Origin of the sequence: Candidatus Fusobacterium pullicola, from assembly GCA_018883725.1 — a bacterium.
Lineage (GTDB): Bacteria > Fusobacteriota > Fusobacteriia > Fusobacteriales > Fusobacteriaceae > Fusobacterium_A > Fusobacterium_A pullicola.
On the sequence record JAHLFN010000024.1, the window covers coordinates 1 to 13,175 of the forward strand.

The window sequence follows — 13,175 nt, forward strand, 5'->3', positions numbered from 1 at the left end:
ACAGTTCTCCTATATAGTTGAGATATCAATCTTAATTATACAGGAGGACTTATTATGAAAATAAGTGAAAAAAACAGATTAATATACCAAGCATACCTTGATAGTAAAATAGCTGTAAACTCAGCTACAAAGGATACTACATATAGGACCTATAAAAATTCAATGTATGACTTTATGAGTTATTTATATACAAATGAGGGAAATAGATATCTTTTATCAACAGATACATTGAAAGGAATAATTGAAACTCTTGAAAGATATATTATTCATTGTAGAAATAATGGGAATAACAATAGAACTATTAAAGGTAACAGAACAAGACAAAAGAAGAGAAAGTTATTTTCTCACTTGGAAACAGATATTTACAGTATCTTTATTAATGGAATTAAATCCTAAAAACTTTGATACTCAATCTAGATTATTATGGGAGTTATTTCTTGATAGTGGATTTAGAATAAGTGCTGTTCATAGTTTAAGAGTTAGTCAATTAGATCTTGAAAATAACATGTTTAGGGGAGTAACGGAGAAAATGGGAAAGGTTAGAGATTTATTCTTTTTCTCTACTACTAAAAAATTAATATTACAATTACTTGAAGAAAGAAAAAATAAAGGAATTAACATAGATTATTTATTTACAGTTAAATACAATAATCAGTTTGCTCAAATGAGCCAAACAGCTATTAGAAGAAGAGTAAGAAAAATGGGGCAATTAATAGAGATAGAAAATCTATACCCTCATACTCTCAGAAAAACAGCTATTAACCAAATAAATAATTTAAGTGATACAAAAACAGCCAGTGAATTTGCTGGACATAATAATACTAGAGTTACTGAGGAACATTATATTCAACCTAGAACAGCTATAGATCAACAAAATAGAATATATTTAATGAGAAAAAATGCAGGGTTAATATAATTTTTATAAAAAGGAGTTGACGATATGTATAAATTTAGTCAAAAAAGTTTAAAATACTTGAATGAATGTGATGATAGATTAATTAGGATAGCAAACCAAGCTATAAAAAGAATAGATTTTAGTGTCATAGATGGAGCTAGAACAGAGGAAGAAGCAAAGGCAAACCAAGTTAAAGGAACATCATGGACAAATAAATCTAAACATTGTAGAAAACCTAAGAGCTATGCTTTTGATTTTATTCCATACCCTTTTAAAAGTTGGAATGACTTAGAGGGATTTGAGAAAGTTGCTAAAGTACTAAAAGAAGAAGCGGCAAAACTCGGAATAAAAGTCAGATGGGGTGGAGATTGGAATATGAATGGTAAATATGATGATGAGATAGCAAGGGGAAGTTATGACGGAGGACACTTTGAATTGATGGAGGAATAGTATATGATTGATGAAGTATTAAAAATAGTTAATAAGTTTATTCCAGATAAGACAGATCAAGCTCAAGTAACTATTGAACTTGCTAAATTAGAAATAGAAGATTTTAAAAATAAAAAAGGTATAATAACTAGAGCTTTTCATTTAGTATTCCCTTTTGGAGTGTTTGTTCTAATTTGTATGTATATAGTAGAATTTTATTTAAGAGTCAAACAATATTTAGAAGTGGGAGAGTGGATAACTATCTCGATTATACCATCTGGTTTGGAATTACTATCACTAATATTTTTAGGACTGCTAATGCCTAGAAAACTATTAGAACCATTAATGAAATTAGTAATACAGTATTTAACAAATAAACTAGATTATGAAAAGAGCTTTAGAAAGTAGGTGGAGTAATGACTGGGAAAGAAATCGTAAAATTAATAGTAACTCTTGTAATTGGATTTATTCTATCAAGTGCTTTTGATCATTATAAGTCGATTCAATCTAACAATGATTCTATTTTAGTATCTAATGAGAAATTAGAGCAATTTGATAAGAGAATTACAAAATTAGAAGATGATAATAGAAAGCTTGGAGATATTTATGTAACTAGAAGAGAATTTACAGTTATAGTAGATAATCTTAATACTACATTGAAGAGAGTAGATGATAATATATTGAAACTAACTGAAAAGTTTTATGAAAGTCAAGGGAAAAAGTAAACGTCTAAAAAGGTTTTTAAAGCTATTTAAAAATTTAAATCCCCCGATTTTAAACTTTTATTTTTTTAATAACATTATAGCTCTTTTCTTCTCTATTTTAAGTTCTATAATTTTTTTGTTGAAATTATTTATTAAATGTGTTATAATGCAAGTATTGAAAGACATGGTGTGTATCTAGGCACCATAGTAATTGTGATTTTAGATATAGAGATTATAAAAATATAAATAATTTAAAATTAGAGGTATATAACAGTACCTCTTTTCTTTTATGTTAAAGAATTATATAAATGAATAATTTTATTGAAAGATATTGAACTCTAATTTTTATTAATAGTCAAAAAATAGGTGAAGAAAATATGGATAGAATAATCATGCACTATGATATGGACTGTTTTTATGCTTCGATAGAGATGAGGGATAATCCTAAGTATAAAGGGATACCGTTAGTTGTAGGTGGGGGAGTTGTTACAACAGCCAATTATGAAGCAAGAAAATATGGAATACATTCTGCTATGAGTGTATTTGAAGCTAAAAAGCTTTGTCCAACTCTCCTAGTAATTCCTGTAGATAAAGAGAAATATATAAAAATTTCTCAAACAATTCAAAAATTAGTTTTAAAAATAACTAAAAAGGTAGAATTTATAGCTTTAGATGAGGGGTATATAGATATAACAGATGTTGCAAAGAAATTTTCATCATTGGAAGGTTTTGCTGAGAAATTTAAAGAAAGAATAAAGTATCATACTAATCTTACATGTTCAGTAGGAATTGGTATAAATAAATTAAGTGCTAAAATAGCTAGTGGAATAAATAAGCCTAGTGGAAAATATATATTTCATTCTCAAATTGAATTTGTTAATTATTTAAAAGATAAAGATATAAAGATCATACAAGGAGTTGGAAAAAAGTTTAAGGAATTATTAAATAAAGATAAAATATATAAAGTAGGGGATCTTTATAAATATTCATTTATGGAATTAATAGGAAAATATGGAAAATCAAGAGGAGAATTACTTTATCTTTCGTGTAGAGGGTTAGATTATAGTGAAGTTGAGTATCAAAAACCTACTCATTCGATAGGGAATGAAAATACATATAAATTTCCTTTAGACTCAATAGAAAGTATAAAAAAAGAGATGGAAGAAATTTTTAATCACTCCTATGAAAGACTAGTAAAACAAGGACTTTTAAGTAAAACAATAGTATTGAAATTAAAGTTTTCAAATGGAGAGTTGATAACTAGATCTAAAACTCTTAGCAGACCTACTGATATTAAAGAGACCCTTTTTGAAAATCTAGAGGTTTTATTAGAAGAAATTCCTGAAAATATCTCTATAAAATTAGTTGGGATATCATTTGGAAATTTAAGTAAAAAATCTATTAGGCAATTAAGCTTTTTTTAGGTATAATATAAAAAAATATTGTATAGGGGTGGTAGATATGTTACTTTTAAAGTTGGTGTTATTTGTTGGAATGTTTGTTGGAATAACTTATGGAATAGAGTTTGTAATGCCTCCATTTGGACAGTTATATTATACAAATCCATTGGATATTTTATTATCTTTATCTCAAACATTTTCTTATAGAGTTGGTGTATCTAAAGATTTATCTTTAGCATTGACAATACTAATAATAGGATTAGTACCACTTATTTGTGTTATTGCTCTTGGAAAAAATTTAAAAAAGAAAAGAAAACAGTGTAAATACAAATTTTAAATCATATAATATATGGGCATCAAAGGAGAAACAAAATGGAATGGAAAGTTCTTGAAGTTCAAGATAAAAAGATAATTGATAAGTATACAAAGGAAAGATTTAATACTTGTGATTATAATTTTACAAATCAAATTTTATGGAGTATAGGTGAGAAAACAAGATATAAGATAGAAGAGGATATACTGTATTTAAAAGGTATTTATGAGGAAGAGGAGTATTATTATATGCCGATTCCTAAAAATGAAGAGATAGAAACTATATCTAGGTGGAAAGAGGGAATAAAGAATATAATTCAAAATGAAAAAATGAGAATTATTTTAGTACCTGAGTATTGGAAAAATATATTAGAAGATGAATTTTATTTAGAAGAGAGAAGAGAAAGTTTTGATTATATTTATAGTTCTGAGGATCTAGGAACCTTAAAGGGGAGAAAATATTCTAAGAAAAAAAATAGAATTAATAATTTTAAGAAATTATATAATTATACATATGAAAAAATAAATGAAAAAAATGTGAATGAGGTTATAGAGTTTCAAAAAAATTGGTGTAAAAATAGAGAGTGTTATCTTTCAGCTGTATTAAATAATGAAAATTTAGGGATAATAAATTTATTAAACAATTTTAAAGAGTTAGAGTTTATGGGGGCTATTTTAAGAGTAGAGGGAGAGATAATTGCATATTCACTAGGAGAGATATTGAATAGTGAATATGGAGTGATACATATTGAAAAGGGGCTTAATGAATATATTGGAAGTTATCAATTAATAAATCATCTTTTTGCTCAAAATGAGTTTTCAAATTGTAAGTATATTAATCGTGAAGATGATTTTGGAGATAAAGGATTAAGAGAAGCAAAAGAATCTTATCATCCAATTTTCTTATTAAAAAAATATGAGATAGTTGGAATAAAATAGACAAAGGAGGATAATATGAGAAGAGTTCTTTTTTTATTAATAACTTTTTTAATATTTATATTAAGTGGTTGTGATGGTGAAAAAATATCAATATCAAATAAAATAGAAGTAATTTCATCTGATTATCAGGGAGAGGGTAGATATTATAAGTATGATATAAAGATACCTCAAATTAAAGATGAATCTAGTGAAGATTTTACATACTTTAATTTAACTATGCAGGAGAATATGAGATATATAATTGAAAATCTTGCTACAAAAGAGAATGATGGTGGGATACAGGAGGCTTATATCTCTTTTACTAATAATGAAAATAGTTTTGGAGTTTTATCAATATCTGTTTTAACAAATATATATACTGGTGGAGCTCACTTTGAAAACAATTTAGAGTGCTATAATTTAAATTTAAAGGATAAAACAATTTTAGCTTTAGATAAAATTTTCAAAGAGGAAGCAGTCGAATATTTTAATATGAAAATAAATGATATAATAAAAAGTGGAGCTAAAGTATATAATACTAAGGGTGGACAAGTTATATTTTTTGATAATGCAGAGGCTAATATTAATAATGCTGTATTATCTTTTGAAGGGGATAACGTAGTTTTTACATTTTTAGAGTATGATTTATCACCATATTCTAGTGGAATGCCAGTATTTAAATTTAATAAAAAAGAGGTTAAAAAGTATTTTAATTAGAAGTATCAAAAGTATAATTATAATTAAAAAAAGTTGATTTATATATAAAAAAGATGATATAATACCCTGTATATATTAATTATTTAGGAGATAAAAAATGGAAATGAAAGATATTATTGCTAAAGTTAACTATTTTTCAAAACTTGCAAGGGAAAGAGAGTTAACAGAGGCTGAAAAAGAAGAGAGAGAAAAATATAGAAAACTTTATTTAGAACAGTTTAAGGCTCAAGTAAGAGGACATCTAGATAGAATTAAAATTGTAGATGGAGAAGTTGAAAATAACGGTAATAATAAGATTAAGATAATATAATTTTGATGGGGGCATATGCTATGAAAAAAGTTACAGTAAAATCTCTATATAGAGAAACAGAAAAATACCTAGATCAAGAAATAGTAATTAACGGTTGGGTAAAGAAAATAAGAGACCAAAAAAACTTTGGATTTATAGAGGTAAATGATGGTTCTTTCTTTAAAGGAGTACAGGTTGTATTTGATACAAGACTTAGCAACTTTGAAGAAATTTCACGTCTTTCAATTATTTCATCAATAGAGGTAAAAGGAAAGCTAGTAAAATCACAAGGTGCGGGGCAAGCTTTCGAAATAATGGCAGAAGAGATAAATGTATTCCAAAAAGCTGACTTAGAATATCCTTTACAAAATAAGAGACATACTTTTGAGTACTTAAGAACAAAGGCTCATTTAAGACCTAGAACAAATACATTCTCAGCAGTATTTAGGGTAAGATCAGTAGTAGCTTATGCTATACATAAGTTTTTCCAAGAAAATGGATTTGTATATGTTCATACACCAATCATAACAGGCTCTGATTGTGAGGGAGCAGGAGAGATGTTTAGAGTAACTACTCTAGATTTAAATGATCTTCCTAAAAAAGAGGATGGAACTGTTGATAACTCTAAAGATTTCTTTGGTAAAGAAACTAATTTAACAGTTAGTGGACAATTAAGTGGAGAGACTTTCTGTTCAGCTTTTAGAAATATATATACATTTGGACCTACATTTAGAGCAGAAAACTCAAATACAGCTAGACATGCTTCTGAGTTCTGGATGATAGAACCTGAGATAGCTTTTGCTGATTTAGAAGCAAATATGGAATTGGCTGAAGCAATGGTAAAATATATCATTAAATTTGTAATGGAGGAGTGTCCAGAAGAGATGGAGTTTTTCAATAACTTTATAGAAAAAGGGTTATTTGATAAATTAAACAATGTTTTAAATAGTGATTTTGGAAGATTAACATATACAGAGGCAATAGATATTTTATTAAAATCAGGAAAGAAATTTGATTATCCAGTTGAATGGGGAATTGACTTACAAAGTGAACATGAAAGATATCTAGCTGAAGAGTATTTCAAAAAGCCAGTATTCTTAACAGATTATCCAAAGGATATTAAAGCTTTCTACATGAAACTTAATGATGATGGGAAAACAGTAAGGGCTATGGACTTATTAGCTCCTGGAATTGGAGAGATAATTGGTGGTTCTCAAAGAGAGGATAGTTTAGAGATATTAGAGAAAAGAATCGTTGAATTAGGAATGAATCCAGAGGATTATGGTTTCTATTTAGATTTAAGAAGATTTGGAAGTTTCCCACACTCTGGTTATGGACTTGGATTCGAAAGAATTATTATGTACATAACAGGAATGACAAATATTCGTGACGTAATTCCTTTCCCTAGAACACCAAACAATGCAGAATTTTAATTAAGAGGGATTTATGACGGAATTTTTTATAATCTTAGTAAGCTTAATAGTTATATTTTATATAGTAACTTACCCATATCCATTTAAATTGGTAAGAAAAGTATGTAGAGTACTGTCTTTTAAGGAGATAACATATATAGAGAATAAAGATTTTAATTATGCAGATATCTCTCCTAAAGAGTTGAGTGATAAACTGATAATTGAGAAAAGAGTAATAGACTCAAAAAAATATATTAACGAAGATCTAGAGTATATAGTTATAAAGAATAGAGATGAAGAAAAAGAAAATTTACCATGTTTGATACTACTTCATGGCCTTAGAGATTGTGCAAATGATTGGTTAGAAAGAGGAAGAGTAAGAGAGAACTATATAACTTTACTAAAAGATAAAAAGATAGATAAGCTAAATATAGTACTATTAAACTCAGGATATAAGGGTATGGGATGGTATACTAATTTTTATGAGGATAGAAATCATCAATATGAAAACTGTATAATTCAAGAGATTGTTCCAGCCTTAAAAAAAGAGTTTCCAAATTCTGAATTTGGGATAGCTGGATTTTCTATGGGAGGATATGGAGCTTTTAAATTAGGACTTAAGCATTTGAACACTTTTAAAGTTATAGGTAGTTTCTCAGGAGCTATAAGTATAGTAAGAATGAGTGTTAATAGACGTGTTATTAGAATTTTTAATCTTCTATATATACCAAAATTTTTATTTAAAAGTGAGGATAAATTACATTTTTTAAAAGTTTTTAGCTCATGGGGATATAAAATTTTAAAAGAAGATCCATATACTATAATAAAAAAAATAGGTAGTTCAGAGTATAAAGATAGATTTTTTTATACGAGTGTTGGTGAAAATGATATAGAAACTCATCTTATGTTACAACAGTGGCTAGATACTGTTGGAAGAATGAAAAAACATAACTATAATTTTATAGGTTATCTTTGTAAAAATGAGACTCATACTTGGGAGTATGTAGCAAGAGATTTAAAAAATTTTTTAGTGTATTTTAATGAAAAAATTAAAAGATAGATTTATTTAAAAAAGAGGGAAAACTAAAAAAATTATATATTTTTTACAGTTTTCCTTTTTTATTTATATGTTTATAGTTTTAATTAAGGAGTCAAAATGAAGAAAAGAATTAGAGAGATAATAGTAGTTGAAGGAAGAGATGATATATCAGCTGTTAAAGCTGCTGTAGATGCTGAGATTATACAGGTAAATGGGTTTGCTGTAAGGAAAAAAGAGAATATAGATAGAATAAGAGTTGCTGAAAAAAATAGAGGGATAATAATTTTAACAGATCCAGATTATGCTGGAAATGAGATTAGAAAGTATATCCATAAATTTTTTCCAGAAGCAAAAGATGCTTATATAAGAAGAATAGAGGGAACAAAAGATGGAGATATAGGTGTAGAGAATGCTTCTCCAGAAGCTATAATAAATGCTTTAGAAAAAGCTAGATGTACAGTTTCAGAAGAACTACAAGAGAGTTTTACCATGAGTTATCTTATAGAGTGTGGTTTAGTAGGTGGAGAAGAGGCTAGTGAAAGAAGAGAAAAAGTTGGAGGAAGATTAGGAATAGGTTATTCTAATGGGAAACAATTTCTTTCTAAGTTAAATAGATATGGAATAACTAGAGAAGAGTTTGAAGAAGCTTTAACTTTTGTTAATTCATCTAATTAGAATAATTTTATAGATAATTAAAAAGTAAAGGATTGGTTTATAGCTACTATTTAACTATCTTTTATTTTAGGAGAAAGGTAGAGTTTAGTTTATTTTTTAAGAAGTTGATTAACTAAAGCTTTTTTACCCACTTTGCTAAGTTAATCTAACTTCTTTAAAAAATATTCAATTTTTTTATTATTTTGATACTTAATGGAGTTAAATATTAAAATTTCATTTTAGAAAAATGTTCTTTTCCAGCTCCACAAGGTGGGCATACCCAATCTTTAGAAAGCTCTTCAAAAGAGGTACCAGCCGGAATACCATGTTCGATATCACCAATATTAGGGTCGTAGACATAACCGCAGACTTCACATACATATTTTTTCATTTTAAACCTCCAAATATATAAAGCATTTTCTATATTATATAATTTTTTTGTAATTTTTACATCATTTTTTTGACTTTGGAATAAAATAAAAATAAAATTTATTTTTCTTGAATAGTAAGCTGTTTGATGTTACAATTATATTAAAGAAGAAAAAGTAAAATAGGAGAAATTATGAAAGTTTTAAAGATTTTAATGTTACAAATAATGGTAGGTACTATAGCTTTAAGTTTTTCTGGTCAACCAGATTGGTCAACTGTAGCGGTATATGATAATAAAATTCCTGAAAATATAGTGATGAATATAAAATATCCAGAACATCCAGAAGTATTAGATTATATATTTATACGGTCAAGAACAGCAAATCTTAGAGATGAGCCAAGTACACAAGGAAAAATTATAGGGAAATATCCATATGATACAAAGTTAAAAGCTATAGAAAAGGTACTGAATTATGGAAATTTATGGTACTATGTGGAAGATTCACAAGGGAATAGAGGATATATATCAGCTAATGTTGCAAGAAAAAGAGTATTCAGATTTCAAAAAGCAATGGATAAAATAGCTGAATTAGAAAAATTTATACAAAGCCAAAGAGAATTAGGAAGAGAGGTTATTAGTACCAACTCGTATGTTCCTAATCCTAATAATCAAAACTTTAAAAGACAAAAGGATAAGTATGGAACAAGTTTAGATCAAAGTAGTATAGGAAAATCAGTTGTAGATGGAGAGGAGATATATATTCCAGATAGAGCAATACTATCTGTAATAGAAAAAGGAGAAAAAACTTCGAGAATAAAAGTAGCGAGTATTCCGGAGGAATTAATTGTGGATAACTCAACTTTATCAAGAAACCCTAAGATACAGAATGAATTTTCTAAGGTAGTTGCAATTGATGTAGCAAACCAAAATATGATGGTATTTGAGAAAAATAGTGAGGATATTTGGGAAGTTATATCCTATGTATACAGTAAGACAGGAATAGAGAGTAAGCTTGGATTTGAAACACCGAAGGGATTTTTCATATCGCCATTAGCTAAATATATTATGCCATACAATAGTGAAATAGGAGAAAAAGAGGGATATGCAAGATATGCTATAAGATTTTCCGGTGGAGGATATTTACATGGAACTCCTATTAACTATGATGAGGAGATAAATAAAGAGTTCTTTATGAAACAAAAGGAAAAAACTTTAGGGACTTTTACAGGAACTAGAAAGTGTATAAGAACTACTGAGGGACATGCAAGATTTCTTTTTAACTGGGTTGTAGAGAAACCAAATAATAATTATAATGAACAAAGACCAACTGAAAATGTTATGTTTATAATTTTTTAAAGGTGAGAGTAGATGAAAAGAATTTTTACTATGCTAATAATGTTAGTTGTTATGTTAGGATGTAGTTCAAATGAGGTTAAATTCAATAAAATAAAAATAGTAGAAAGTGAACCAAAATTTATTTTAGTAGAATAGTAGTAAAGAGTTTATAAAGTTATTTAAAAGAACTAGGAGTAAAATCTACTGTTTAATTATTGTTACATTAAAAGTAGATGTACAGTAGTTGCTTTTGTGGTGAAATTAGTAAAGATATTTCTTATTGAAATGAAAAATAAAGAGGAGTATATATTTAATAAAAAATATAAGAACTCCTCTTTTATTTTGTTTTAAAGGTAGAAATTTATGAAAAAATTTTAAAAGTTTTTTAGAAAAAAATATATTTATGATTAAAAATTGAATGTTTGAAATATGAAATTAAATATGCTATAATTATTTAAATGAATATGTGAAAGTAATTTAAAAAAGTGGATTTAAAGGAAGAAAAAATAAAAAAAATAGGAATAAAACGATTAATTTTTAATAAATGAATGAAAAATTGAACATTCATAGAAGAGGGAGAAAATGAGAGGAAACTTTCTTACAAAATTAACTTATGAAATGTATTATCTGATGTTTGCTATTTCCGAAAGAAGAAAAAAGCAAAAAGAGATAAATAATATAGCTAATAAATTTTTAAAATATAACAATGAAAGAGTTTTAAAAAGTATAGAAAAGAAAAAGATAAATAAGGTATTAATACTTTTACCTCATTGTTTACAAAGATACGTTTGTCCACTTAAAGTAACTTCAAGTATTGAAAATTGTAAGAAATGTGGACAATGTGTGATAGGGGATTTTTTGAATATAAAATCAGAATTCCCTGTAGAGGTAAAAATAGCGACTGGGGGAACATTAGCTAGAAAACATATAAAAGATACAAGGCCAGATTTAGTTATGGCAGTAGCCTGTAAAAGAGATTTAGTATCAGGAATACATGATGCTTACCCAGTAAATGTTTATGGAATATTTAATGAAATTCCAAATGAACCATGTATAGATACTACAGTATCTATAGAAAAGGTTAGAGAGTTTTTAAATAAGATATTTGTGGATTAGGAGGGGAAAATTTGAAGAAGAGATATTTTTTATTAGCTCTTATGTTTGCAATGGGAGTTTCAAGTTTTGCATCTGAGAGAGATGATTTAGCCTTTGTAGATGAGTTGTATAAGCAAAAAAAATTTGATATGGCAATAGTAGAATCGAAAAGTTTTTTAGATAAGTATCCTAACTCTAAATATAATAAAAGTATTCAAGATAGAATAGCGAAAGTATATTTTTTAACATGGGATTATCAAAATGCTATCAAATATTTTAAAATATTATTAATGAATAATGATCTAAAAGAAAAAGAGAAAAATGAAATTAGGTACTATTTAGTTAGATGTTATGCTGGAATAGGTGATAAGAAGTCTAGTGATGAATATTTAAAATTGATAGATAGTAAAAATGAATATTATGAAAAGGCTATCTATGATACAGGAACTACTTATTTAAGTAATGAGAATTATCCATTGGCAGAAGAAGCTTTTCAAAAAGTTATAGTTTTAAATGGAAAGTATTATAATGAGGCTATATTGAGTATGGCATTATTATCATATAATAAAGGTGATTATAATAGAAGTATAGCTTATCTAAATGAATATGCACAATTAAAAGGTAAGAAAAATATGATTTTTATGAACTATCTTTTAGGATCATCATACTATAAATTAGATCAAGTAGATTTAGCTAGCAGATATTTTGAGGAAGCAGTAAAAGAAGATAAGGAGAGTCCTTATGGGAAAAAAGCTATTTTAAATCTTATAGAAATTTATAGTAATAAGGGAGAGATAGCTAAGGTAGAAGAAAAGATTGAATTAATAAAGGGAACAACTGACTATAACGAAGGAATGAGGATACTAGGAGATTCCTTTGCAACAAAGGGAGAATATAGTAAAGCGATTGAATGTTATAATAAAACAGATGATTTTAGTAATCCTAAATTACTTTATAGTTATGGATTTTCTTTATATAAATTAGATAATTTAAAAGATGCCCAAACATATTTTGAAAGTTTAAAAAGTAGTTCATATTATAATCAAGCTATCTATTATATTTTTGCAATTGATTATAAATTAGGAAATTATAAGAAAATAATTCAAAATAGAGCAGAGGTAAAAAAAGTTAATGTTAATCAACAAGATATGGAGAATATAAATATAATTATAGCTAATTCTGCATATGAAGTTGGAGATTATAAGCTTTCAAGGGAATACTATAGTAAAAATTACAATTTGAAGCCAAATAAAGAGAGTTTGTATAGAATAATTGTTATAGATAACAAACTAGAAGATTTAGAGGATATAAAAGCTAAATTTTCTGAATATAAGAGTAAGTTTTCAACAGATACCCAGTATAAAAAAAATATATATCTGTCTGTAGGAGAGGTATATTATAAAAAAGGAATGTTGAAAGAGAGTTCGCAGGTATACAAAGAGTATTTAAGTACACAAAAAGATTTTGATATTTTAAATAATCTAGTTACAGTATTACTTGCACAACAAAATTATAGTGAAATGATGACTTATTTAGAAGAGGGAGATAATTCACCTAACAGTGTTTACTTAAAGGGAATAGCTTCTATGGGAATGGGAAAATACTC

17 protein-coding genes are annotated in these 13,175 nt (G+C 26.9%); 16 read left to right on the forward strand and 1 reads right to left on the reverse strand.

Going from position 1 to position 13,175, the window contains the following annotated elements:
• Positions 1–54 precede the first annotated feature (54 nt).
• From IAA47_02970 to rnmV, 13 genes are all read left to right on the forward strand, one after another.
• Entirely contained in the window at positions 55–396 is a 342-nt protein-coding gene (locus IAA47_02970; GenBank protein ID MBU3841936.1) for a hypothetical protein, read from the forward strand.
• Positions 281–916, forward strand: coding sequence for a site-specific integrase (locus IAA47_02975; GenBank protein MBU3841937.1), 636 nt, complete (start codon positions 281–283; stop codon positions 914–916). The genes IAA47_02970 and IAA47_02975 overlap by 116 nt, the downstream gene beginning before the upstream one ends.
• Positions 917–940: 24 nt before the next feature.
• Complete coding sequence (locus tag IAA47_02980) at positions 941–1,345, forward strand: M15 family metallopeptidase (protein ID MBU3841938.1); 405 nt, start codon at positions 941–943, stop codon at positions 1,343–1,345.
• A 3-nt stretch (positions 1,346–1,348) separates the two neighbouring features.
• Positions 1,349–1,732, forward strand: coding sequence for a hypothetical protein (locus tag IAA47_02985; protein ID MBU3841939.1), 384 nt, complete (start codon positions 1,349–1,351; stop codon positions 1,730–1,732).
• Between the two features lie 8 nt (positions 1,733–1,740).
• Positions 1,741–2,049, forward strand: coding sequence for a hypothetical protein (locus tag IAA47_02990; GenBank protein ID MBU3841940.1), 309 nt, complete (start codon positions 1,741–1,743; stop codon positions 2,047–2,049).
• Positions 2,050–2,405: 356 nt separating this feature from the next.
• Positions 2,406–3,452: a DNA polymerase IV gene (gene dinB / locus IAA47_02995; protein ID MBU3841941.1), complete on the forward strand. Its 1,047-nt coding sequence runs from the start codon at positions 2,406–2,408 to the stop codon at positions 3,450–3,452.
• Positions 3,453–3,489: 37 nt separating this feature from the next.
• Positions 3,490–3,765, forward strand: coding sequence for a hypothetical protein (locus tag IAA47_03000; protein ID MBU3841942.1), 276 nt, complete (start codon positions 3,490–3,492; stop codon positions 3,763–3,765).
• Between the two features lie 35 nt (positions 3,766–3,800).
• Positions 3,801–4,679, forward strand: a complete 879-nt coding sequence (locus tag IAA47_03005; protein MBU3841943.1) for a DUF2156 domain-containing protein — start codon at positions 3,801–3,803, stop codon at positions 4,677–4,679.
• A 15-nt stretch (positions 4,680–4,694) separates the two neighbouring features.
• Positions 4,695–5,375 (forward strand): DUF4163 domain-containing protein, encoded by a 681-nt coding sequence (locus IAA47_03010; protein MBU3841944.1) that lies wholly within the window; start codon positions 4,695–4,697, stop codon positions 5,373–5,375.
• A 97-nt stretch (positions 5,376–5,472) separates the two neighbouring features.
• Positions 5,473–5,685, forward strand: a complete 213-nt coding sequence (locus tag IAA47_03015; GenBank protein MBU3841945.1) for a DUF896 domain-containing protein — start codon at positions 5,473–5,475, stop codon at positions 5,683–5,685.
• A 20-nt stretch (positions 5,686–5,705) separates the two neighbouring features.
• Entirely contained in the window at positions 5,706–7,097 is a 1,392-nt protein-coding gene (asnS, locus tag IAA47_03020; protein MBU3841946.1) for an asparagine--tRNA ligase, read from the forward strand.
• Positions 7,098–7,110: 13 nt separating this feature from the next.
• On the forward strand, positions 7,111–8,136 hold the full coding sequence (locus IAA47_03025) for an esterase (protein ID MBU3841947.1): 1,026 nt from the start codon (positions 7,111–7,113) through the stop codon (positions 8,134–8,136).
• Positions 8,137–8,232: 96 nt separating this feature from the next.
• On the forward strand, positions 8,233–8,790 hold the full coding sequence (gene rnmV, locus IAA47_03030; protein MBU3841948.1) for a ribonuclease M5: 558 nt from the start codon (positions 8,233–8,235) through the stop codon (positions 8,788–8,790).
• Between the two features lie 205 nt (positions 8,791–8,995).
• Here the strand turns inward: rnmV and IAA47_03035 are convergent, their stop codons facing one another.
• The gene (locus tag IAA47_03035) at positions 8,996–9,160 is read right to left on the reverse strand and encodes a rubredoxin (GenBank protein MBU3841949.1); all 165 of its coding nucleotides are present in this window, start codon (positions 9,158–9,160) and stop codon (positions 8,996–8,998) included.
• A 171-nt stretch (positions 9,161–9,331) separates the two neighbouring features.
• On the opposite strand from IAA47_03035, the gene IAA47_03040 reads away from it, so the two are divergent.
• The 3 genes from IAA47_03040 to IAA47_03050 all read left to right on the forward strand — a co-directional run.
• The gene (locus IAA47_03040; protein MBU3841950.1) at positions 9,332–10,495 is read left to right on the forward strand and encodes an SH3 domain-containing protein; all 1,164 of its coding nucleotides are present in this window, start codon (positions 9,332–9,334) and stop codon (positions 10,493–10,495) included.
• 561 nt (positions 10,496–11,056) lie between these two features.
• Positions 11,057–11,590, forward strand: a complete 534-nt coding sequence (locus IAA47_03045; GenBank protein ID MBU3841951.1) for a DUF116 domain-containing protein — start codon at positions 11,057–11,059, stop codon at positions 11,588–11,590.
• Between the two features lie 11 nt (positions 11,591–11,601).
• Positions 11,602–13,175 (forward strand): hypothetical protein (locus tag IAA47_03050; protein MBU3841952.1); only part of this gene is annotated, 1,574 nt, incomplete at its 3' end.

Excerpts from the sequence above, each read along its gene's own strand:
- IAA47_02970 (MBU3841936.1), top strand. The coding sequence starts at position 55 with ATGAAAATAAGTGAAAAAAACAGATTAATATACCAAGCATACCTTGAT.
- IAA47_02975 (MBU3841937.1), top strand. The coding sequence starts at position 281 with ATGGGAATAACAATAGAACTATTAAAGGTAACAGAACAAGACAAAAGA.
- IAA47_02980 (MBU3841938.1), top strand. The coding sequence starts at position 941 with ATGTATAAATTTAGTCAAAAAAGTTTAAAATACTTGAATGAATGTGAT.
- IAA47_02985 (MBU3841939.1), top strand. The coding sequence starts at position 1,349 with ATGATTGATGAAGTATTAAAAATAGTTAATAAGTTTATTCCAGATAAG.
- IAA47_02990 (MBU3841940.1), top strand. The coding sequence starts at position 1,741 with ATGACTGGGAAAGAAATCGTAAAATTAATAGTAACTCTTGTAATTGGA.
- dinB (MBU3841941.1), top strand. The coding sequence starts at position 2,406 with ATGGATAGAATAATCATGCACTATGATATGGACTGTTTTTATGCTTCG.
- IAA47_03000 (MBU3841942.1), top strand. The coding sequence starts at position 3,490 with ATGTTACTTTTAAAGTTGGTGTTATTTGTTGGAATGTTTGTTGGAATA.
- IAA47_03005 (MBU3841943.1), top strand. The coding sequence starts at position 3,801 with ATGGAATGGAAAGTTCTTGAAGTTCAAGATAAAAAGATAATTGATAAG.
- IAA47_03010 (MBU3841944.1), top strand. The coding sequence starts at position 4,695 with ATGAGAAGAGTTCTTTTTTTATTAATAACTTTTTTAATATTTATATTA.
- IAA47_03015 (MBU3841945.1), top strand. The coding sequence starts at position 5,473 with ATGGAAATGAAAGATATTATTGCTAAAGTTAACTATTTTTCAAAACTT.
- asnS (MBU3841946.1), top strand. The coding sequence starts at position 5,706 with ATGAAAAAAGTTACAGTAAAATCTCTATATAGAGAAACAGAAAAATAC.
- IAA47_03025 (MBU3841947.1), top strand. The coding sequence starts at position 7,111 with ATGACGGAATTTTTTATAATCTTAGTAAGCTTAATAGTTATATTTTAT.
- rnmV (MBU3841948.1), top strand. The coding sequence starts at position 8,233 with ATGAAGAAAAGAATTAGAGAGATAATAGTAGTTGAAGGAAGAGATGAT.
- IAA47_03035 (MBU3841949.1), bottom strand. The coding sequence starts at position 9,160 with ATGAAAAAATATGTATGTGAAGTCTGCGGTTATGTCTACGACCCTAAT.
- IAA47_03040 (MBU3841950.1), top strand. The coding sequence starts at position 9,332 with ATGAAAGTTTTAAAGATTTTAATGTTACAAATAATGGTAGGTACTATA.
- IAA47_03045 (MBU3841951.1), top strand. The coding sequence starts at position 11,057 with ATGAGAGGAAACTTTCTTACAAAATTAACTTATGAAATGTATTATCTG.